Origin of the sequence: Candidatus Palauibacter australiensis (assembly GCA_026705295.1) — a bacterium.
Lineage (GTDB): Bacteria > Gemmatimonadota > Gemmatimonadetes > Palauibacterales > Palauibacteraceae > Palauibacter > Palauibacter australiensis.
The window spans coordinates 21,907-42,787 of the sequence record JAPPBA010000022.1 but is presented as its reverse complement, the minus strand read 5'-3'; the positions used below and the strand labels follow the sequence as shown (position 1 = coordinate 42,787).

Annotated in this window: 15 protein-coding genes and 1 pseudogene; 6 read left to right on the top strand and 10 right to left on the bottom strand. The window is 70.0% G+C overall.

Features of this window, described 5'->3' with window-relative positions; genetic code table 11:
* The coding region (locus tag OXN85_01650) for a hypothetical protein (GenBank protein ID MCY3598665.1) at positions 1-1,212 on the top strand (1,212 nt) is incomplete at its 5' end.
* A 28-nt stretch (positions 1,213-1,240) separates the two neighbouring features.
* Here OXN85_01650 and OXN85_01645 read toward each other — a convergent pair.
* The 3 genes from OXN85_01645 to OXN85_01635 all read right to left on the bottom strand — a co-directional run bounded on the left by OXN85_01645 (position 1,241) and on the right by OXN85_01635 (position 4,273).
* Positions 1,241-1,927 carry a hypothetical protein gene (locus OXN85_01645; protein ID MCY3598664.1) on the bottom strand — a complete coding sequence of 229 codons (687 nt, stop codon included), beginning with the start codon at positions 1,925-1,927 and terminating at the stop codon, positions 1,241-1,243.
* A 507-nt stretch (positions 1,928-2,434) separates the two neighbouring features.
* Positions 2,435-2,794, bottom strand: coding sequence for a cupin (locus OXN85_01640; protein MCY3598663.1), 360 nt, complete (start codon positions 2,792-2,794; stop codon positions 2,435-2,437).
* 66 nt (positions 2,795-2,860) lie between these two features.
* Entirely contained in the window at positions 2,861-4,273 is a 1,413-nt protein-coding gene (locus OXN85_01635) for a formylglycine-generating enzyme family protein (GenBank protein ID MCY3598662.1), read from the bottom strand.
* Between the two features lie 89 nt (positions 4,274-4,362).
* On the opposite strand from OXN85_01635, the gene OXN85_01630 reads away from it, so the two are divergent.
* Positions 4,363-5,244 (top strand): DUF4377 domain-containing protein, encoded by an 882-nt coding sequence (locus OXN85_01630; GenBank protein MCY3598661.1) that lies wholly within the window; start codon positions 4,363-4,365, stop codon positions 5,242-5,244.
* Positions 5,245-5,271: 27 nt separating this feature from the next.
* On the opposite strand, the gene dnaE is transcribed toward OXN85_01630, so the two are convergent.
* The 4 genes from dnaE to OXN85_01610 form a co-directional block, all read right to left on the bottom strand.
* Positions 5,272-8,748 (bottom strand): DNA polymerase III subunit alpha, encoded by a 3,477-nt coding sequence (dnaE, locus tag OXN85_01625; protein ID MCY3598660.1) that lies wholly within the window; start codon positions 8,746-8,748, stop codon positions 5,272-5,274.
* Between the two features lie 6 nt (positions 8,749-8,754).
* The gene (locus OXN85_01620; GenBank protein ID MCY3598659.1) at positions 8,755-8,973 is read right to left on the bottom strand and encodes a hypothetical protein; all 219 of its coding nucleotides are present in this window, start codon (positions 8,971-8,973) and stop codon (positions 8,755-8,757) included.
* A 90-nt stretch (positions 8,974-9,063) separates the two neighbouring features.
* A complete protein-coding gene (locus OXN85_01615; GenBank protein MCY3598658.1) occupies positions 9,064-10,362 on the bottom strand; it encodes a DNA polymerase Y family protein in 1,299 nt (432 codons plus the stop codon).
* A 97-nt stretch (positions 10,363-10,459) separates the two neighbouring features.
* Positions 10,460-10,738, bottom strand: coding sequence for a hypothetical protein (locus OXN85_01610; GenBank protein MCY3598657.1), 279 nt, complete (start codon positions 10,736-10,738; stop codon positions 10,460-10,462).
* Between the two features lie 491 nt (positions 10,739-11,229).
* On the opposite strand from OXN85_01610, the gene OXN85_01605 reads away from it, so the two are divergent.
* The 4 genes and pseudogenes from OXN85_01605 to OXN85_01590 all read left to right on the top strand — a co-directional run bounded on the left by OXN85_01605 (position 11,230) and on the right by OXN85_01590 (position 13,593).
* Positions 11,230-11,718: a heme-binding protein gene (locus OXN85_01605; GenBank protein ID MCY3598656.1), complete on the top strand. Its 489-nt coding sequence runs from the start codon at positions 11,230-11,232 to the stop codon at positions 11,716-11,718.
* 186 nt (positions 11,719-11,904) lie between these two features.
* Entirely contained in the window at positions 11,905-12,360 is a 456-nt protein-coding gene (locus OXN85_01600; GenBank protein ID MCY3598655.1) for a DoxX family membrane protein, read from the top strand.
* 94 nt (positions 12,361-12,454) lie between these two features.
* Positions 12,455-12,676: a nucleotidyltransferase domain-containing protein gene (locus OXN85_01595; GenBank protein MCY3598654.1), complete on the top strand. Its 222-nt coding sequence runs from the start codon at positions 12,455-12,457 to the stop codon at positions 12,674-12,676.
* A gap of 287 nt (positions 12,677-12,963) precedes the next feature.
* A pseudogene (locus OXN85_01590) lies at positions 12,964-13,593 on the top strand (ATP-binding protein).
* A 37-nt stretch (positions 13,594-13,630) separates the two neighbouring features.
* Here the strand turns inward: OXN85_01590 and OXN85_01585 are convergent.
* From OXN85_01585 to OXN85_01575, 3 genes are all read right to left on the bottom strand, one after another.
* Positions 13,631-17,335 carry an FG-GAP-like repeat-containing protein gene (locus tag OXN85_01585; GenBank protein ID MCY3598653.1) on the bottom strand — a complete coding sequence of 1,235 codons (3,705 nt, stop codon included), beginning with the start codon at positions 17,333-17,335 and terminating at the stop codon, positions 13,631-13,633.
* Between the two features lie 148 nt (positions 17,336-17,483).
* Positions 17,484-18,107 carry a hypothetical protein gene (locus OXN85_01580; GenBank protein ID MCY3598652.1) on the bottom strand — a complete coding sequence of 208 codons (624 nt, stop codon included), beginning with the start codon at positions 18,105-18,107 and terminating at the stop codon, positions 17,484-17,486.
* 52 nt (positions 18,108-18,159) lie between these two features.
* Positions 18,160-20,718: a prolyl oligopeptidase family serine peptidase gene (locus OXN85_01575; GenBank protein ID MCY3598651.1), complete on the bottom strand. Its 2,559-nt coding sequence runs from the start codon at positions 20,716-20,718 to the stop codon at positions 18,160-18,162.
* Positions 20,719-20,881: the final 163 nt, after the last annotated feature.

The window sequence follows — 20,881 nt, the reverse complement described above, 5'->3', positions numbered from 1 at the left end:
CTCCGTCTGCATGCGGAAGGCGAGTTCGAAGGACTCGATGCGTCCCCTATCGCGTGGAGGATTCTTCTCATGCCGTACAAGACCAAGCCATCGCGGCCGCGTCTCAGTCCGATGAAGACATTCCAAGTGCTCGCCGTCGCAGCACTCCTGGCCTTCACCGGCGCCTTCGCTCAGGAGGACGCGGCCGGCGAGGACATTCTCACACCCGAGGTAATCGGCACCGCCGCCCTGCCGCTGAGCGAAAGCGGCGCGGTCGCGCTTCTCGTCGACGAGCGCGTCGCGTGCGTAGCCGATTCCTACGAGACGCGGGTCCGCTGCGTGGATGTAGAAGGGACCGTCGTGGGAGTCTTTGGCCGAGAGGGGGAAGGTCCCGGCGAGTTTGAGAGCCCAGCCTACCTCGCTCGCGGCGCGGACGGGACGGTTGGCGTCCATGACCCCGGACTGGGCCGCTTCACGGTGTTCGAGCCATCGGGTGCTCATGTATCGGATGTGCCGGCACCACTACTGGATGTGACCTTCCGGTCATTCGGCACAGTCCTCTCGGGTGTGAAGGTGGACATCATGATGATGCTCGGCCGCGCGGTTTCCGGTTCGCTGATGACCCGGTACGACATGGACATCGCCACCGGGGAGGTCGTGACGGAGGAAGCGTCACCGGAGGGGCCTTGGGGTGTCGCGTGCGGGGAAGTCACCTGGGGCATCCCGGACCGGACTGGGGGTTGGGTTTTCCTAGCCTGCGAAGGTCATCTGATCTTCGTCGGCAACACCGGCAATGCCACAGTGTTGCGTGCCCCGACGTACCTCGCGGACCTCCCCGACGAACGGGACGTGGCCCGCTACGAGGAATCGCTCATGGCCTTGAACATTGCGAATGGGTTCCCGTCCTCCACGGATGTTGACAGGAACCTGGAGAGCTATCGAGCCACGCCGAAGAAGTATTTTCTGAGCACGGCCGACCAGTTGTTCGACTCGGCCAACCGCTACTGGGTCGCCACGCAGCGCGACACGCATGAATGGTCCTATCTGGACGTGTACGAGAACGCCGCGTACGTGGGGTCGGTGAAGGTCAGGGACCGCCTACGGGGCTTCGACGTCCTGGGCTCGACTCTGGTGGTGCTGGTTGAGCGGCAGGTAGGCCCGAATGATCCCGACGGGATTCCGGACCGGGCGCTGGACTGGTACGACGTCGGGGAATTGGGGTTGGGGCGCTGACGTGCTGCCGGATCCCGCGCCCCACGGCTCAGCCGCCGCTGGGGCTCTCCGCGCGGGACCCCAGCGGTAGCATGATCCCCGCTTGAACGAAGATGTGCTTGGTCTTTCTACCGTCGATGTCAATCTCACCCAAGCCAGGGGCCCAAATCAGGTCCGCGGCTAGCTTGGGCAAGCCGCCGATCCCAACCTCGAGCGCGACGCCCGCGGCGATGCCGTAGTCCATCGACTTGACCGCGGTAGCGACGACCACAGGCGTGCCTACGCTTCCTTCGCCCTCACGCAAACAGATCGCATTCAGCTCACCCTCGTCCGGCGCTTCGGCACTTGCCGAGCAGGAGAGCAAATGGCCGGCCCATGGACCGGCGAGCAGGCTGACCGCGACACCCTGCGACTGGATCGGCGTGCGCAGCCTGATGAGCGCACTCACCTGCAGGTAGTCGAGCCGTGCGCCGACAACAACCCGTCGGCGATCTCGAACGCTGTTCGAGCCTTTCTGCGCAAATGACCCGCCGAACCGGAGCCCCAAACTGGGCGTGAGTGCGAAGCCGAGTTCGGCCCCGGCTACGACTCCCGTGCGCGGGGAGGTCACAACGCCCGCCTCATCCGTGCCGAGCAAGGCGCGGCCGAGCCCGCCCTTTACGGCGAGCGTGGCCTGACCAGCCAAGGGTGCAACAGAGACCAATACGAGCGTGATGACGGTGAAAAGAACTCGCATGTGAGACCTCCCTTGGTTTGGTCTGGCTTGAAGGGCAGCTAACTCGGATCCGCGAACATTGACGGCTACGAGAACTGTCGTCCCCCGTGCGATCGGATGGCGTCACCGCACGTCGCATGGTTCATACGGCCGCATAAACTATCGGATGGGGTCGCGCGCTTCGAGGGCACCGAGAACGCTGGCTTGATGAACCGCGGCGTGAGAAGATATTGCGGACGGCGAGCTACCTTTCGAAGAGGGCTCGTTGCGCATCGAGTTGCCACCTTTGCGCACGCTTCGCCTGTCACGAGAGGCAAGCGCACGCAGGAGCGCCGGACGTGGCGAGGGGGCGTCCACTCGATCGCTTACGTCCGATGACGGTCACCGAGGGCCACGGGAATCCGGTTCTTCCCGGCGGAAATATTGGTGGGAGCAATGCCGCCGATACGACAGTAAATCATTTATTGAAAGCGGTTTACGAAAAACATCCAAGCAGTCCGCGGGAACGTTCAAACCGGATCGAGCGGTTCAACGGACCCGTCCGTAGCGGTCCTCGAGGCGCACCAGGTCGTCCAGTTCCGGCGTGCTCACCTCGAGGATGACGCTGTCCTCGAGCGCCTCCATGCGGTGCACGTTCCCGGGCGGGATCGAGACGACCTCGCCCGGGAGCCACTCGAAGACCGCATCGTTGAGCGTGAAGCGCATGCGCCCGGACTGAAGCAGCATCGTCTCGTGCTTCACGAGATGCTTCTGCAGCGAGAGGATGTGCCCCTTTTCGACTTCGAGAACCTTCCCCGCGTAGCGGTCCGTGCGGGCGTACCACACCTCGCGCCCCCAGGGCTTGTCCACAATGCGGGGCTCGCCGCGGCACGCCGGTTCTCTCTCCATGGCGGACATGATACGTGGGTGGGACGGAGGCTGCCGGATTTCAGGACAGGTCGGTCTCGAAGGAGTCTAGGGGAGCGATCGGGCCACGCGGAATCCGTAGTACATGTCCCGGCTGTCGGGGAGATTCATGGACCGGTTCGCGGACCGGAGGAACCACGCGCCGATGAACCAGGAACCGCCGCGGAGGACCCGGCGGTCGCAGTCTCCCGACTCCCGGGCGCTCCCATCCGCCGGAGCGCCCCGATGGCTGTCGTTCCAGCAGTCCTGCGTCCATTCCGACACGTTCCCCAGCACGTCGTACAACCCGAACGCGTTCGGCGCGAAGGACCCCACCGGCGCCGTCCCCCCGTACTCGTCGTTGCACGGTGCCGCTCCGGTCTCGATGCCGTACCCGCGGCTGAACCGGAGACCCCGGAACGACCGGGCTCTGGACCCGCCCCCGGCTCCGTTGGCGTAGCGGCACAGGTCCGATACGCCCTCGCCCCAGTACCGGGCGGTCACCGTTCCGGCCCGGGCCACGTATTCCCACTCCGCCTCGCTCAGAAGGCGGTACGGCTGCCCCGTCAGTCCGGAAAGCCAGGACACGTAGGCCTGCGCATCCTCCCAACTCACGTACAGCACCGGACGACGTTCCCGACCCCAGCGCCGGTCGGCCGGCGTGTAGCGGCAACCGCCCATCTGCACGCACGCGTCCCACTCCGCGAACGTGACCTCGTACGCGCCCACCGCGAACGGAGCCCCGATCGTCACCGAGTGCTGCGGACCCTCGACGGCTCCCCGGAACTCCTCCGACTCCGGGGAACCCATCGTGAACGTCCCCGGCGGCACCACGACCATCTCGGGACAGAACGCGCAGTCGCGGAACACGCCGAACACCTCGAACGCCGCTGCGGCCCGATCCGTGTCCCCGGGCGCCACCCCGTCCTCCACGACGCCCCAGCTTTCCCGGGCGACGACTTCGTAGCCGCCCCCATCGTAGTACCTCGCGAAATGGTCGTTGCCGGTCGTCGCGTTGGCCTCGGCCGCCGCCGCGCTCGCCCCGAACCCCACGGCGAAACGCCGGTACGCCGAGCCGTCCGGATCCGATGTCGGGGAGAGACGGACCGACGACGTGTAGCCGATGATCGCCACGTGACGGTCTCCCCGGTTCGACCAGGCGCACGAAGCCTCCGCGTGGTCGCCGAGTTCCGAGCGCAGGGCCCGTTCCACGCCCGGCCGGTCTGCGAGCGGGACGCCGACCCGGTAGGCCAGGGCCACGTCGGACCGATAGACCACGGTGATGCCCTCCCAGCCGAACCGGCGGTCGGGATCCGGAGTCCGCGGCGTGGACAGCTCGCTCCCCACGCACACCACCGCCCCCGGCGCGGACGGCGACGCGTCGGACTGCGCGGCGGCTGGGATGCTCGCCGAGAGCAGCGCGAGGCCCGCGACCGCGTGCGCCGCGGTGACGGCGACAAGGGTGCGTCGCGGCCCATTCATCCGGTGCCTCCCTGTACTCAGCGGTATTCGGCCTCCCGTTACATGATACACCGGTGGCGCGCCCTGGGCCGGACTGCCCCGGACTGACGGTGCGGAGCTCTCGACGCGCGGAGGAGAACCTGTGGGCGGCCGAGGGGTATGTCCTGGAGTCGAACCGCCAGCCGAGGAGGGCTCCCATTCGTACACGACGATCCGCTTTCTTCTTTCTGCCGGCCCTGGTCGTTGCCGGGTGCGGCGGTTCCGTGGGACCGGGCGAACCCGCGTACGTCGAGACGCTGGAGGTGACCGTGGGCCCCACGCTCGCCAAGTGTTACGGGGTGGGCGTGCGAACGTGCATGGTGGTCAACGGCGGGCTGTTCTACGACGGAATCGAGGGATTCGAATACGAGGCCGGCTACGACTACCGACTTCGCATCGGCAAGTACGATCCCTGGGGCGGGAGCGAACCGCCGCAGGATGCCGGCCGGTATGCGTACCGTCTCCTTGAGCAACTGGAGAAGACCCCGGCGCCATCCACTCCGGCCACCCTGTCGGCAGGTCCGGCGCGGGTCGTATGCACCCGGACGGACGACTTCTGCATGGTGCTGGACGGCGCGCCGTATGACGACATCGTCACGAGCTTCGAGTACGAGGCCGGCTACCACTACACCCTCGAGGCCGACCGGTACGCCGATGGCCGGTATGTACTGGGCGAAGTCGTCTCGAGAACCCGGGCGGCGGGCACGGAGGAGGAGATCGCCATCGATCGCCACCGGGTCGAGTGCGACGACGGCTATCCCGGGTACTGCAAGGTCGTCAACGGCGCCCCTTACCGCGGCGAGATCGTGGGCTTCCAGCCCCGGCACGAAGTCGACTACCGCCTGCGCGTCGAGCGGTTCGACATGTTCCCCGATGGCATGACCGGATCGCCCAATGTGCCGGCCTACGGCTATCGCTGGCTCGAAACGCTCGAGGCCACCCCGGGCACCTAGCGTCGCCAGCCGATTGCGCCGCCTTCATCAACGGCAGCCGCCGCCGCGGCCCCAGCTCATGGTGGGGGGCGGGTCGCGTCTGAGCGCCTCCAGGTACGCGAACGGGTCGGGCTCGGCGAGCCGATCGGTCGTGGCCGGGACCACCGTCCCGTGGCCCGGGCGGAGTTCGGGGCTCAGGCGCAGCGGGTACACGCCCCCGGCGAGCACGTTGTACGTCGCGCCGTCCTTCTGGAGCGTGCCGTCGATGTAGAGGAAGGGTTCGAGGCGGATCGCGGCGCGGCATTCCCGGTACACCTCGGGCCTCACGATCGCGTTGACGGGCCCGAATTCGTCCTCCATGAGGATGAAGATGTAGCCGCCGGCCGTGTGCGGGCGCTGGCGGGCCACGACGATTCCGGCCACCCGCACCTCGCTCCGGTTCGGAAGGTCGGGGAAGCGGGCCGAGGAGACGGTGCGCTCGGGGAGGTGGTCGCCCACGAGCGCGAACGGGTGGTGCTGAGAGGCGGCAAAGGAGAGGAGGCGGTACTCCGCGATCAGCTTCTCCATGTCGTGCGTGCCCGCGAAGCGGAGATCCGCGTAGGGATCGTCCAGCGCGAGTTCGGTCTGGCCCTGGTCCGAGCGGTCGGCGCTTCGGCGGCCCCGTACGGGGGGCGGCGCGTCTCCGCCCAGTCCCGCGGCGCTCGTCGCCAGTTCGCGGCGGCGGCGTTCCGCTTCCGTCTCGGCCTCCGGGCCCAACCAGAGGCCCGTCTGCCACAGCAGGTCACGGCGTTCGATCCCCAGCGAGTCGAGCCCGCCGACCCAGATCAGGTTCTCGATCGCATCCCGCTTGAGCGCGGCCGGGGTACGGCGCAGAAAGTCGGGCAGCGACGCGAACGGCCCGTCCCGCTCGCGCTCGGCCACGACGAGTTCGGCCACCTCCGTCCCCCAGTCGCGGACCATGCCGAGACCGATGCGGACGTCGCCCTCCTCGGCGGTGCAGGCGACCTCGCTGAGGTTCAGATCCGGGAGCCGGACGCCGACCCCGTGCCGGCGCGCGTCGCGGCCGATCGCGTCGAGCGAGTAGAACCCCATCGGCTGGTTGTTGAAGAGCCCGACGTAGTACTCGGGCGGGTAGCGGTCGCGGAGCCAGGCGGACTGGAAGGCGAGGAGCCCGAACGCCACCGCGTGCGACTTCGGGAACCCGAATTCCGAGAACGCGACGACCTGCTCGAACACCTTCTTCGCGGTGGGGCCGTCGACCCCCTTCGCCGCCGCGCCGTCCCGGAACGCGGTCCAGTACCCCAGCAGCGCCTCGCGCGAGCGCTTGCGGCTCATGGCGCGCCGCAGCCCCTCGGCCTGGCCGTCGCTGAAGCCCGCGAGCGCCCGGCACACCTGCAGCACCTGGTCCTGGAAGATGATCACGCCCAGGGTCTCGCCGAGCGCCTCCTCGAGCAGGGGGTGGTCGTAGGGGACGACGTAGTCCGGGTCGTTGCGCAGCTTCTCGCGCCGCCGGACGTAGGGGTTGACCGCCCCGCCGACGATCGGGCCCGGCCGCACGATCGCGACCTGGACCGCGAGGTCGGCCAGGTTCCGGGGCCGCACCCGCCGCAGCATTTGGATCTGCGCGCGGCTCTCGACCTGGAACAGCCCCACCGTATCTCCCGAACAGATGCGGTCGTAGATCTCCTCATCCTCGTAGTCGATGCGCGAGAGATCGGGAACCTCGCCGTGGCGCAGATGAATCGTCTCCACCGCCTCCTCGACGAGCGACAGCATCCCGAGCGCGAGGAAGTCGATCTTGATGAAGCGCGCGTCGTCGCAGGAGTCCTTGTCCCACTGGCAGAGGACGCGTCCCTCCCACGCGGCGGGCTCGAGCGGGACGATCTCCACCAGCGGCCGGCTCGAGATGATCATCCCGCCCACATGCTGGGAGATGTGCCGCGGGAGTCCCTTGATCTCCCCCGCCAGTTCGGCGAAGACCCGCCAGATGCGCGAGTTGGCGCGCGCTTCGAGGCCGGGGATGCGCTCGAGTTCGGCCATGAACCCGTCCTCTCCCGGCTCGGCGAGCTTGGCCAGCTTCTCCACGTCGCCGGCCGGGAGACTGAGCGCCTTGCCCAGTTCGCGTACGATCGAGCGCGTGCGGTAGGTGGGGAAGGTGCACACGAGCCCGACGTGGTCGTACCCGTAGCGCTCGTAGACGGCGAGGATCAGTTCCTCCCGGATGTCGCGCGCAAAGTCGATGTCGATGTCCGGGACGCTCTCCATGGCGTCGTTCAGGAACCGGCCGAGGAAGAGGTTCGTCCGCACCGGGTCGACGTGGGAGAGTCCGATCAGGTAACAGAGGATGGAGGAGACCGAGGACCCGCGTCCCCGCCCCGGCGGGAGCAGTTGGCGCGGCATCGAGTCGCCCCGCACGCGGTGCGCGACCTCCCGGGCCAGTTCGAGGATGTCGTGATAGACGAGGAAGAACCCGGCCAGGTCGTGCCGGTCGACGAGCGCGAGTTCGGTGGCGAGCCGCTCCTCGGCTTCGCGGCGGTATCTGCTGCCGGGGGGATAGCGGATCTCGAACGCCCGGCGGCAGACGTGGTGCAGGACGCGCATGGCGGGGGCGAAGCCGCTCCCCTTGAAGTCGGGGAAGCGATAGCCGAGGTCGGCCGTGAGATCGAACGCCCGGCAGCGCTCGGCGATCGCGCGCGTGTTGCGGAGCGCGTCGGGCCGTGACGCGAAGCGCCACGCCATCTCGCGGGGCGAGGCGAGGTGGAAGCAGGCGTTGGGGCGGCGGAGTTCGTGCGAATCGTCGACCGTCGTCCGGTTCCGGATCGCGACCAGGACGTCCTGGAGACGGTGCCGGTCGGCGACGTGGTAGTGGACGTTGCCCGTGGCCACGACCGGGATGCGGAGCCGGTCGGCCAGCGCGCCCAGCGCCCGTCCGCGCGCGAGATCGCCGTGGACCGCGTTGTTCTGGAGTTCGACGAAAAGGTTGCCGGGGCCGAACGCGTCGCGCAGGCGAGCGGCCAGCCGCTCGGCCTCGTCCGTCCCCCGTTCGAGCGCCGCGAGGAGGGGACTCCGGCGGCACCCGCTGAGGAGGATGAGCCCCTCGGGCCGCTCGAGAAGCGCGTCGAGGTCGAGCCTGGGCTCCCCGCGCGGACTCTCCATGTGCGCCCGCGTGATGAGCCGGCACAGGTTCGCGTACCCCGTCGCGTTCTCCGCCAGCACCGTGACGTGGCAGTCGCCCGTTTCCGCCCCCCGTTCCGCCGGCGCGCGGCCTCCGGACGTTCCCGCGGGAACGTCTCCGGCGGCGGCGAACGGCGAGGCGAGGGTGAGTTCCGCGCCGGTGATCGGCTGCAGCCCGTGGGCGCGGGCGAACCGCGCGAACTCCATCGAGCCGTACAGACCGTCGTGGTCGGTGAGCGCGAGCGCGGGATAGCCCAGTTCGAGCGCGCGCGCCGCGAGTTCCTCGGGCCGCGACGCTCCATCGAGAAAGGAGTAGGCCGAGTGCGCGTGCAGTTCGACGTAGTCGGCCACCGGCGGCTACTCCGGCTGCAGGAACCAGCGATCCAGCATCAGATCGTGGTACGCGGTGAGGTGGGCGCCGTTTTCGAGCACGATCGAGAAGTAGGCGCGCGAGATCGGTTCCCTCCACCACTCGTCATCGATCCGCCACTGGTCGGGCACGTCGCCGATCCGTCGCCAGCGCCCCCGGATTTCGAGGCTCACGGGCACCCCGGCGGCGCCGAGCCGGACCCGCACCGGACGCGGCCGGTTGAGCGGGCGCAGCTTCCCGGCAGGAGGTTTCGGCCTCGGCGGTCTCGGCGCCGCGCCGGGTTTCGCCACAGGCTGCTACGCAATTTCCATGAGCGCGTGCCGGCGCTCGGGAATTCGGGAGTTCGGCTCCAGTTCGAGCACCCGGAACAGCGCGGCGCCTCCCAGCCGCAGCCGCAGCAGGCGCGCCGCGCGGCGGAACGCGGGCAGGAGTTCGCCATCCTTCGTCTCCAGCGAACCGAGGACGCGGGCCGCGCCTTCCCTCGGGTCGAAGAGCCCCGTCTGCGCGCTCGCCGGACCGAAGCGGAAGAGTTCGAGCCGCAGCGTCTCGACCGCGCGCCGGGGCCGGTCGAGCGCGATCCGCGAGCGGAGGAACGCCCCGAGCCGTTCGGGCTCGCTCGTGGGTTCCCGGGCAACCGCGCGAATGGACCAGGAGCCGCCGTCCTCGAGGCTCGCCGACACCCTGAGGCCGCGGACGCTCTTGCCTCGCCGCCGCGGATGCTCGAGCGCACGACCGATGAGCCGGTCGAGCGCGGCGTGCAGCAGTTCGAGCTGTCCGATCGGGCTCGGAAAGTCGAGCGCGACGCGAATCGGCCGGGCCGGCGCCTCCGGCCGCACACGGTCGATGCGCGTCCCCCGCGCCCAGGCGAGCGCCCGGCGCCCATCGGCCCCGAACTGCGACACGAGCGCCGGCTCGGGCATGCGCACGAGCTGTCCGAGCCGGCGGACCCCGAGCCGCTTCAGCCGCCCGGCCACGCGCGGCGACACCGGCAGCACATCGACCGGCTGCGGCGCCAGAAACGCAGCGAGGTCGGCCGGTGCCACGCAGACGGCCGCGCCCGACCGACCGGAGCCCGCCGACCCCGTCGACCGGGCAGACCCCGCGGACCGCGCCGCGACCCAGGCCGCGAATTTCCCCGGCGCGCAGCCGATCCGGGCGCTCGCCGCGAGCCACGGCGACAGCGCCTCAAGCCGCGCCCGGAGCCCCGCGATCTGACGCTCCGGCGGGCCGTACAGGCGTTCGAGTCCGTCGACCCCCACGAAGAACCGCCCCCGATCCACCGACCGTTCGACGACCGGACTCCAGCCGCGGAGGACTTCCGCGATCCGGTCGCGCGCCGCGTCGTGAAAATCCGGATCCGGTTCGCAGAGGACGAGCGAGGGACAGAGCGCGATCGCCTGCGAGACGATCATGCCCGGTTCGACTCCGAAGGAGGCCGCGAGCGCGCACCCCATCTCGATGCGGCGGCGGTCTCCCACCGTCGGCAGCGCGAGCGGCGGGTCCGCGAGCGACGGCGTCCGGATCCGCTCCAGTTCCAGCTCGAACCCCGGCCACCAGAGGCAGAGCGCCCTCCGGCTCCCGCGACCTGCGTCCATGCGACCTTTCTAAACCCGAGAAAACCGAATAAAGACCGAAAATCGGGTCGGCTAACCTAGCGGATCACGGATGGGATGCAAGGGGGGACATCTTCCGTCAACGGACCTCCATCACCGCACCAGCCTCGGGATCTCCCAGCCGCTGACGCACATGCCGAAGCGTCTCGGCGTAGAATCGCCCGAGCTCGTCCTCCCTCTCCCGAACGTCGCTCAGCATGACGCCGAGGTAGATGACGGCGCCGGGCTGGTCCGTGGCCGCGAAGAACTGAGGTTGGATGATCCCGGCGGAAACGATCCGGTCGTACTCGTGGAGCGATTCCTGAAGGGCGTACGTGAGGGAGAGCGTGGAGAGAATCGGCAAATCGAAGTGCCGCACGGCTTCGGTCACGTCCTGGGTGAACGAAGCGTCGCAACGCCAAGAGGTTGAACCATTAGGTGTTCGCGGTCGTGCAACAAGAGGGCGGGTCGCGCGATGCACCGCCCGACGCCATCCTTGCGGCCGGACTCGAAATGAAGAGTGGAAGCGACCGACATGGACGACAGCAAACACTGCTCGGGCATCACCCGGCTGGAGGCGACGGCAACCGCAGTCGGCGGGACGGGGCGCTGATGCTGGTGAGCTGGCGGCCCAGAGGCCGAGGAGCTTGCCAGCGACGGCCCGGCCACCTCAGTCCGGGGCGGCGCGCAGAAGAGTTTCACGGAGTTTCACTAACGGCTGCCCGTCTTCCAGCCGAGAGCGTCGGCCGGCTATCCTCGCTTGGACTTGACACCGATCCTCTATCGGTGCTTGGGCGAAACACCGAGATTCCGCCACGAACCGACCAGTAGCCGATCCTTGTTTCAACACCAACCTCTGGAGGAGAATCGATGCGTGCCCGTCGCTGTTTCGTTATTCTCTGTCTCGTCGCCCCGGCGCTGACGGCCATCCCCGCCGCCGCCCAGGTCGAGGACCGTCCCATGCTCACCAGCGCCGCCGCCATGACCATGATTCACGGCTGCCTGACCAAGGCGGAGGAGGAGGGGTGGCGCATGCACATCGCCATCATGGACAACCACGGCAACCTGAAGGGTTACCACCGGATGGACGACGCGCAGCTGCTGTCACAGGACATCTCGATGGCCAAGGCCCGCAGCTCGGCCCTGAGCCCGCGGTCGACGCAGCAGTGGGGCGAGATCGCCTTCGGCAACGGCGTCTCCGCCGCCGCCTTCGTTCCCGGCATGAATTACTTCGAGGGCGGGCTGCCGATCATGACCGATGACGACCAGCACATCGGCGGCATCGGGGTCAGCGGCGACACCGGTGCCAACGACGCCATCTGCGCGCAAGCGGGCATCGAAGCCGCGGGCCTGAACTAGGCTGCGGCGGGGAGCAGGGCGACCCGGTCCGAGCGTTACCAGCGCAGCGTCGCCACCCGTCGGCGCTCTTCGCCGAGGTACGCGGCCCAGTCGCTCTCCGGGGGATCGAACGCAGCAGGGCTTTTGCCACGGGCTGCTAGACCTCGCTCCGTCGCCGGTCCGGTCGAATCCGGATAGGTTCGACTCATGAACCGGGAGTTGAAGGCGAAAGCGGCGCTCGCTCCGAGGAGCTGGGCCGCGTTCGTGGCGCGGATGATCCTCGGCTTCATCTTCTTCATGGCCGGGTTCTGGAAGGTGTTCGAACTCGGAGCCGTCCAGCACGCGCGGGGCCTGTTCGTGGAGGCCTACGCCGACACGTTCCTCCCCGCCTGGTCGCTGTGGGCCGCCGGGATCGCGATCCCGTTCATCGAACTCGTCTGCGGGGCGCTGATGCTGGCGGGCTGGCGGCGCCGGATCGCCGCGCTGGGGTTGGGCGGGGTCCTCATCCTCGTCACCTTCGGCCACCTGCTCGCCGAACCCCTCTACGTCTTCAGCGCGCACGTGATCCCGCGCACGCTCCTGCTCGTCATCGTCCTCCTCCTGTTCGAGGACGACCGCCTCAGCCTCGACGCCCGCCTCGCTCGCCGCACCGCCTCAGCATGACCGCCTCACGCCCCTCACCCCCAAAGCCCTGTTATCTTGTTCGGAACGCGCTCGCGAAGTCCGCGCGTCCGTGAACGGTCTGATGGAGGCGAGTATGGCTGACGCGAAACAGCCGGCGACGCAGAACGGCGGGTGCTCGGTCGATGACTCGACGCTGGACGAGATCATCCGGCGGATCGTCGCCGTCTCTCAGCCGGAAAAAGTCATCCTCTTCGGCTCCGCCGCCCGGAACGAGATGGGCCCGCACAGCGACATCGACCTCCTCGTCATCAAGCCGGCGCTCCGGGAAGGCCGAGTGATTTATGACGCCGCCTGAGCGTCATCCCTCGACGGATCCCCGCGAATGGCTCAACCGCGCGCGGAGCAATCTCGCCCAAGCCGGGAGCCGCCTTCCCAACGTCTACCTGGCCGAGACCGTCGTGAACTGGGCCGCCAACTTGTTGTAAAGCACCGGCACCGGTCCCTAGACCGGGCCACCCACGGGGGCGAGGGAGAGGGTCCCGGGGAATTCCGCGACGCGCACGGACTCATGCTTCGATCCGCAGGGTCGCCTCTGGGTCACGGATCCGTCCAACAGCCGCCTGTCAGTGTTCGATCCGGACACAACTCGCCGCCCTCATAACGGCCCTGCACCGGGTCGCACAGCGTCGGCTGCCGGTCACACTCATCGGATCCGGCCTGCCTCAACTCGTGGGCCACGTCGGTGTCGCGAAGTCCTATGCCGAGCGCATGTTCTCTTTCCCCGAGGTTGGTCCTCTTCCGCAAGGCCCGGCGCGGCAGGCCCTCGAGGCACCGGCGAACCGTCTCGGAGTCGCCTACTCCACCGCCGCCCTCGAAGTAATCCTGCGCACGACGGAGGGATACCCCTACTTCCTTCAGGAATGGGGCAGCGCCTGCTGGACGGTGGCCGACGGTCCAACAGTGACGCGTTCCGATGTGGTGGCAGCCTCGCCCGTCGCCATCGGCGAACTCGACAGCACCTTCTTCCGGGTACGTTTCGAGCGCACGACCCCGTTCGAGCGGCGATACCTGCGCGCCATGGCCGAGCTTGGCCCGGGTCCGCACCGCTCCGGGGAGATCGCGGGCGCCCTCGGCCGCCCGGTGCAGACGGTCGCGCCCACGCGTTCGAACCTGATCAAGAAGGGGATGATCTACAGCCCGGCCCACGGCGACACGGCCTTCACGGTGCCGCTCTTCGACCAGTACTTGAAGCGGACGATACCTACCAGGTAGACATCCTGCGGGCCGGTCGGTCTTGCAATTCAATTCCTCACGGGGGGCCGATGGTTACTTCGCGGGCGCCCGGGGGGACCTCGACGCGCGCGACGGCGCCTCCGGGCCACCGGACCTCGATCGCCAGGGGGTCGCCCGAGAGGCCGAGGATCTGCACGGGGTCGTCGTGGGAGCCGGTTCCGGATCCGGCCCTCACTTCGCGCGCGGGGCCGAGGCCGTCGGCGTACACCACGCGCAGGACAGCTCCGATTCCGTGGCGGTTCTCCGCCGTCCCGGCGACGCGGACCCGCAGGCCGGGCGAGGTTCCGGCGCCGCGAAACAGTCGCGCCGCGCCGCCGTTGATCCCCAGCACGAAATCGAGGCGGCCGTCGCCGTCGATGTCCGCGGCCGCGGCGCCGCGCTGGTCTCCGTAGGCGGCGACCCCCGACTCCTGTCCCGGGACCGGGCGGAACCCGCCGCGCCCGTCGCCCTCGAGCCACAGCCCCCGTCCCGCGTCGTAGCGCGGCGTGTCCTCGTCGGTGGCGAAGAAGTTCTGGGACAGGAACAGGTCCTCGCGGCCGTCGCCGTTGGCGTCCGCCACCAGGACTCCGAGCGAGGGGGCCTGCTGCGCCTCGGGCGGGAGCGGCGCCGCATCGAAGCGGTCGCCCCGGTTCAGGAACACCGTGTGCCGCAGTTCCGCCGCCTCCAGCCGACCCTCCGGCCACGCGCCCAGCACCTCGCTCACGTCTGCCTCGGCGTAGGCGGCGCGCGTCGGCAGGCGCCCGCCCACCGGCGGGATGTGCTCGGCGAGCCGGCCCAGCGCGGCCAGCGGCGCGGACGCGCCGAGCCGTTCGTCCCGCTGCGCCTCCACGAGATCGAGGGTGCCGTTGCGGTCCACGTCCCCGAAATGGAGTTCGAGCGGGGCCCCGGGCGTCGGGCGGTACTCGGTGTTGTCCCCCCAGGAGACCGCCACCAGGTCCGGGCGTCCATCGCCGTCGAAGTCGCCCGCGGACACGCCGTTCCAGCGCCCGGGGTGCTCGCCGAGTCCCACCTCCTCCGTGACGTCGGAGAAGCGCCCCCGATCGTTCCTGAGCAGCCGCACGGGGCCCCACTCGATGGAGACGGCGAGATCCGGGTCGCCGTCCACGTCGTAGTCCGTGAACACGGCCCCGGTCACCATGCCCAGGCGCTCGAAGGCCGCCGCGTCCCGCCGGTCCTCCTCGAAGCCGCCGCCCGGACGGCCCCGGAACACCCGGGAGGGGCCGGAGAGCGGGTAGCCGCCGGGCATGACCCGCGCGCCCGCGAAGAGATCGAGCCGTCCGTCGAGGTCGTAGTCGGCGACGGCCAGCGGGCCCGCCGACCCCGATGAGCCCGGCGCGACGCCGCGGTTGAGCGGGGTCACCGCCACGCCCGCCATCGCGGCCCCCGGCCACTCGGCAGACACGACGGCCGGCACCTGCGTCACCTCGGCCGGCGGCGCCTCGTAGCTGGACAGCCCGAGCAGCACCCTGGCCGTGTCCCCTGAAGGAAGCGGGATCACCGCGGCCTGGTCGACGGGCGCGCGCGGGCCCGCCAGCGTCACGCGGACCAGCGCCCCCCCGTCGTTCCGGAACAGCACCGGCGCCGCGCCGGCGCCCGAGCCCAGGAGCAAGTCGGGGTCCCCGTCGCCGTCCAGGTCGTGCCACGCCACGCTCGGCCCCATGCGGGACAGCCGCAGCGGGAGGAGCGGCTGGCGCGCCACCTCGGGGAACGGCGGCTCGTCGTGGATCGGCCCGAAGCTCTCGTCCAGTTCGAACCACGGCGCCGCGACCGGGGCGGGTGGCGGAGCGACGGCTCCCGCGCCGGACGCTTCCTGCCCGGAGGCCTCCACCTCGAAGATCTCGTACAGCCGGTTCGGGCCATCGACGCGCACCCGCGACCGGCCCCCGCCGCGCCACTCCACGCCCAGCGTGCCCTCGGCGGCCTCCCCCATCGCGAACGAGACGAGCGCCTCCGAACCCGAGAGATAGCCGCCGCCCGCCGCGACCTCCTTCGTCTGGCGCGGCAGACCCTCGACTTCGAGCCACACCGTGGCGCCGACCCCGGCCGTGTTCGGCGCCTCTCCCCGCAGGCGGACGGCGAGCCGGGGCGCCGCGGCATCGTTGCGCAGCAGCAGCGCCGGGCTCTCGAGCCGGTTCACCACCGCGTCCAGGTCCCCGTCCCCGTCGAAATCCGCCAGCGCCGCCCCGTGCGACACGTCCGGCTCCGGCGCCACGCCCCAGGCGCGCCCCACCTCCTCGAACCCGGTCCCGCCCAGGTTCCGGAACGCCACGTTGGGCAGCGGCAGGGGACGGTACAGGAGAGTGGACTCGCGCTCGCCCGAGAGGCCCGCTTCGCGGATGGAGATCTGCGTGTCCGCGTCCATCAGGTCCCGGATGTGGCCGTTCGGGATGAGGAGGTCCTCGAAACCGTCCAGGTCCACGTCGAGGAAGAGGGCCGACCAGGACCACCCGGACGCCTCGACCCCCGCCTGGCGCCCGACCTCGGCCCAGGTGCCGTCCCCCCGGTTGGCGAGCAGCGTATTGCGGTTCACCTGCTGCGCCCCCGCGGCCTCGCCGGGCGGCGTGTGCTCCACGCGCGACACCGGGTCCTGCGTCTTCCTTGAGCGCGAGTCGCGGGCCAGCATGTCGAGCACGAACACGTCCGCGTCTCCGTCCCGGTCGACGTCCGAGAAGTCCACCGCCATGGAGGAGGCGCTCGTCGTGGGCAGCGCGTGGGGCGGCGGCGGGCGGAAGGTCCCGTCCCCCCGGTTGATCCACAGCCGGTCGGGGCTGTGCAGGTCGTTCGCGACGTAGAGGTCCGGGTCGCCGTCGGCGTCCAGGTCCCCGAAGCGGGCCGCCAGCCCCCATTCGGTCGGGGCGGTCCCCAGCGGTGCGCCGTCGGCGTCGAGGAAGGCGCCGGAGGAGAACGGCACGTGCCGGAAGCCGCCACCGTCGCTCCCGTCCTCGTCGAACTCGTTCAGGTAGAGTTCGTCGGCCTCCCCCTTCTCGAGCCGCACGACGCCGTCGGCCCGCCACGCCAGCTCGTAGTGATCGGCGAAGCGTTCCACGACCTCGAACTCCCGCCCCACGCGTCGCACGGTATTCGGGAAGGCGACCTCGTCCCCGGCAAAGAGATCGAGGACGGAGCGGCTCTTGTAGCGCGTGAGGTAGAGGTCCAGATCGCCGTCTCCGTCGATGTCGGCCAGCGCACTCGACATCCCGCCGCGCGAGTCCCGCAGTCCGGCCTCCGGCGCCTCGGTGAACCGCCCTGACCCGTCGTTCAGGAAGACGGACTTCGGGCCCTCGATGGAGGTGAGCAGGAGGTCGTGGTCGCCGTCTCCGTCCACGTCCCCGAAGGTGGCGCCGGTCGAGAACCGGTCCGCCGCGGCGACCCCGCTCACCGCCGCGGCCTCACGGAACCGCCAGTCTCCGAGGTTGATGTAGAGGGCGTTCGGGCCCTCGAGGCGGGCCAGGTAGATGTCGGGCCGCCCGTCCCCGTTCACGTCGCCCGCCGCCACGCCCGAGCCGTTGCCCCGCATCTGGTTCTCGAGGAAGCTCGCGTCCGAGAGCGCGTTGCCGAAGTCCACGCCGGACCACGAAAGCGGAACGGGCGTGAACCCAGCGTCGGCGCCCTCCACTACGAGGGGCCGCCAGCGGGCGCCGGGCACGTCCGTCCACGCGCCGGGCTGCGCAGGCGCGGAGAAGTCCGGCGGGCCGCAAGCAACCGCGGCAGTCAGCAGCACGCAGGCGACGGCCGCGGCCGGCGGCGCGCTGGAGGCGCAACCGCCTGCGACCCGGAGCCCGGCGACCCGCGGCCCGGCGGCCCCTGACGGGTGCGACGCGGTCGCTCGCCGCGAGCTGCCAAGGCGAGTCATGAAGCGGGAGAGGCGCTCAGAATCCGGAGAGGATGGCATCCGCGCGGCCGACGAGGGCCCGGTTCAAGGACAGCCACGCCTCCACCGTCTCGGGATCCGCCCAGCCCGACGCGACCGCCGCCGCCAGCCCCGAACCCTCCGGCCAGGGACGGCCCTCGACGAACCCGAGCACCGCCTCGAAGGCGGATAACACGGTGGGGTCCACCTCGGCCCCGATCGAGGCGAGACGATCGGAGACGGCTCTCCACTCCGCCCGCGTCGCCGCGTCCGCGGCCAACTGAGGCAGGCGCACCGCACCGGCGAGCGAGCCACCCAGCGGGTCGCCGGAGCCCGCCGACGCGCCCGGCACGATCCAGGTCACGATCTGCCCCTCGAGCCCGAAGCGCCGGAACTCCTGCAGGCGGTAGAAGAGCGCGAGCGCGAGTTCGCGCTGCAGTTGGGCCGATTCGCCCGCCTCCTGCGTCAGCCGCCCGAGCCGCTCGTCCTGCCGCGCCGCCATCCCCGCCAGCAGATCCGCGGCCTCACCGTCAGTTCCTGAAGCCGTACCGCCCCCGCCGCCGAGTGCGATCCCGACGGCGCCGCCCACGACGAGGCCCGCAAGGAGACCCGCGACCGCGGCCGGAACCGGCTTCACCGGCATGCCGCCTCACGCACTCTCCGCGTTACCCGCCTCCGCATTACCCGCCTCCGCATTACCCGCGACCGCCCTCCGTCGTCGTGTGCGTGCCCTCGCCGGCTTCACCCTTCACGTAGCGGTCGAACCAGTCGATCCAGCGGGCCCACATGTCGAGGTTGTTCTCGATCGCGCGCGGCGTGTGCGACTCGAAGGGATACTCGAACAGCGCCGCCGTCTTCCCGAGTCCGGTGAGCGCCTGGATCATGCGCCTCGACTGGATGGGATAGGTGCCCGAGTTGTTGTCGTCCGCGCCGTGGTACAGGAGGAGCGGCGTGTTGATCTGGTCCGCCTTGAAGAACGGCGACATCTCCATGTAGACGTGGGGCGCCTCCCAGATGTCGCGCGGCTCGGCCTGGAACCCCATCGGCGTGAGCGAGCGGTTGTAGGCGCCGTCCCCCGCGATCCCCGCCTTGAAGAAGGGCGTGTGCGCGAGGAAGTTCGCGGTCGCGAAGGCGCCGTAGCTGTGGCCGCCGTGCCCGATCCGGTCCATGTCGACGACGCCGAGCGCGTCCACCGCGCGGATCGCGGCGTACATCCCGTCGACCATGTTCGAGATGTAATAGTCGTTGTAGTTCTCGCCCACGATGGGGATATCGGGATAGACGATCGCGTACCCCTGCGTGAGCCAGATGTCGGACCAGCGCAGCCACGTCAGGTTCGTGTACGCGTTGTGGTTGCGCGCGCGGATCGTCGCGTTGTCGAAGTCGTCCTCGCTCCGGTACTCGCGCGGATAGGTCCAGAAGACGGCGGGCACCCGCGTGCCTTCGACGTAATCGACGGGGAGCGACACCCGCCCCTGGATCTCCAGCCCGTCCCGGCGCGTGAACTCGAAGTCGATGCGGCGCGCGGCGGTGAGTTGCGGGAACGGATCCTCGTTCCGCGTCAGGTTCTCCATCCCGCCGTCCCGGGTCCACAGGTAACTGTCCGGGAACGTGTTCTTCCCTTCCCGGCTCACGACCATGCGCTCGAGATCGGCGTCGAGCGGGACGAGCGGCCGGTCGAAGCTGTCCCGCGAGCCCTCGAACAGGCGCTCGGTGGCTCCGTCGGGAATCGACAGCCGGTCGACGAAGGGCTGCGGCCGGAAGTCCTCCTTCCACCCGTCGCCGCGCAGGTAGGCGCTCTCCCCGCCGGAAGACACCCGGGCGTACTCGAGCCCGTTCCCGGTCCGGCCCGTGAGGAGATCGCCCGGCAACTCGACCGCGTCGCCCAGGTCGTGGAACGGGACGAGGGTGTGTCCCTCGGGGTCGGCGCCCCCCAGCCCGTAGTGTACGAGCGCCGCATCGCCATCCCGCCGCACGTCGGCGAAGGCGTGGCGGCCGTCCGCGGAGTAGGTGACGCCCGAGATCCGGTCGTCGCTGGTGGCCACGACCTCCGCATCGCCGTCGCCGAACGGGGCGCGCAGCCGCATGATGCGGTCGGGGCGGTCGTCGTCCCCGTCCGCCCCGTTTTCTCCGTCTTCCCCGTCGTCGGCCTCCGCGCGCTGCAGGTAGGAGATCCCGCTCCCGTCCGGACGCCACGTCCAGTCGCGCGGGTCCCCGCCCGATCCGCCGCCGCGTGCGCTTTCCCGCAGATCCCGCTCCTCCAGCGTGGCGAGCACGTCGCCGCTCTCCACCTCGATGACCTCCGTGACGCGCGGGAAGCCGGTGTAGCTCGCGATGTAGGAGAAGGGACGCGCGAGGCGCGTCGCCATCACGTGCCGCCCGTCGGGGCTCACCGACAGCGACTCGTACATGCCCGGCTCGCCCACCGCGCGCGCGGGGCCGCCAGGCGTCAGTTCCACGATCTGGCTGCGCGTGTAGTACTCGAACAGGTCCGCGCCGTGCTCGTCCTCGAGCAGGAAGGGCATCGTGCGCGTCGGCGTGGCCTCCGCCCGCGTGTGGCGGATCGTGGGGCCCGACGGCAGCGCCGGAGACACGGGCGGGGATCCGCGGTCCGCCGGGGCCGCGAGGGTGAGGACCGAGCCCGAAGGCGTCCACTGCAGCATGCGCGAAGGCGCGGATCCCTGGCCCCGCGACGCGGTCCCGATGGAAGTGATCACGTGTACGTCGCCAGCCGGCGTCACGCTCCCGTCGCCCGTGTCCGCGACCCAGACTTCCGTGCGCTCCTCGAGGTGCGCGAGGAAGGCGAGCCGCGACCCGTCCGGCGACCACGTAAGGTCGCTCACATAGATGCCGTCCGGCAGGTCCACATCGATGTAGGTGCGTTCGCTCAGCGAGTAGAATCGGAAGCCGTACAGGCCGTAGATGTCGAGGTGCCACGGGCGGTCCGTACGCGCCCGGATCTCGAGCATCCCGAGCCGCAGCGTCTCTTCCCCCACCTCGGCCAGCGTCGAAAGCTCCGTGGAGAGCGGCACGACGAAGTGATCTCCATCCGGACTGACGTGGTCCAGCGTCGCGTAGTTGGGGTCGGTCGCGAACAGCGCCTGCACCGTCGCATCGGGCAGGATGTACCCCAGCGGGAGGTCGAGTCCGACCTGCTCCTCCTCATCCTGGGCGGCCAGCGGCGGAGGCACGGCGTCAGCCGACGCCGAAATCAGAGCGAAGAGGACGGGAAAGGTGCGGAAGATCCTCATCATCGAACTCCCGGGACGAGGTGGGGATGGGCGAAGGTGCAAGCTGGACCCCCCCGACGACACTCCGCAAGCGGGTATGCGCGACGCGCCGGGCACGTCTACGTTGCGGCGGCCCGCAACCTCGGCCGCACCATCGAACCACCCTGACACGGGAGGACAAGTGAGG

Excerpts from the sequence above, each read along its gene's own strand:
- OXN85_01645 (MCY3598664.1), bottom strand. The coding sequence starts at position 1,927 with ATGCGAGTTCTTTTCACCGTCATCACGCTCGTATTGGTCTCTGTTGCA.
- OXN85_01640 (MCY3598663.1), bottom strand. The coding sequence starts at position 2,794 with ATGGAGAGAGAACCGGCGTGCCGCGGCGAGCCCCGCATTGTGGACAAG.
- OXN85_01635 (MCY3598662.1), bottom strand. The coding sequence starts at position 4,273 with ATGAATGGGCCGCGACGCACCCTTGTCGCCGTCACCGCGGCGCACGCG.
- OXN85_01615 (MCY3598658.1), bottom strand. The coding sequence starts at position 10,362 with ATGGACGCAGGTCGCGGGAGCCGGAGGGCGCTCTGCCTCTGGTGGCCG.
- OXN85_01605 (MCY3598656.1), top strand. The coding sequence starts at position 11,230 with ATGCGTGCCCGTCGCTGTTTCGTTATTCTCTGTCTCGTCGCCCCGGCG.
- OXN85_01600 (MCY3598655.1), top strand. The coding sequence starts at position 11,905 with ATGAACCGGGAGTTGAAGGCGAAAGCGGCGCTCGCTCCGAGGAGCTGG.
- OXN85_01595 (MCY3598654.1), top strand. The coding sequence starts at position 12,455 with ATGGCTGACGCGAAACAGCCGGCGACGCAGAACGGCGGGTGCTCGGTC.
- OXN85_01580 (MCY3598652.1), bottom strand. The coding sequence starts at position 18,107 with ATGCCGGTGAAGCCGGTTCCGGCCGCGGTCGCGGGTCTCCTTGCGGGC.
- OXN85_01575 (MCY3598651.1), bottom strand. The coding sequence starts at position 20,718 with ATGATGAGGATCTTCCGCACCTTTCCCGTCCTCTTCGCTCTGATTTCG.